Annotated in this window: 1 protein-coding gene; it reads right to left on the bottom strand. The window is 39.1% G+C overall.

Annotated elements, in window-relative coordinates; translation table 11 throughout:
• A partial coding sequence (locus tag NLF92_RS12855; protein WP_432420230.1) for a PilN domain-containing protein occupies positions 1 to 202 on the bottom strand: 202 nt, incomplete at its 3' end.
• Positions 203 to 276 lie beyond the last annotated feature (74 nt).

The raw sequence follows: 276 nt of genomic DNA, 5'->3' as shown, positions 1-276 counted from the left end.
ATTGGACATCTAAGTTTTGATTGGTACTCACCACCAACTGATTGGCCTGTTCCTGATCTTCCAGTTTTTGACTGTAAAAGAACCAAGCCAAAGCAACAGCTAAAACCCCAACTAATGCAGCCCCAACACAATAGGCAATAAATTCTTTTTTTCGTTTCTCTCTTAACGCATCACGCCAAGGGAGTAGGTTTATTTTTGCCATTAATCAAAACTCCTCAATGCCAATCCACATGCCACCATGAGTGATGAAGCATCATTTTCAATTTTTTTAATGTC

Source organism: Opacimonas viscosa, assembly GCF_024199005.1.
Taxonomy (GTDB): domain Bacteria; phylum Pseudomonadota; class Gammaproteobacteria; order Enterobacterales; family Alteromonadaceae; genus Opacimonas; species Opacimonas viscosa.
The sequence above is the reverse complement of the archived record's forward strand: the minus strand, read 5'-3'. Positions and strand labels throughout refer to the sequence as shown.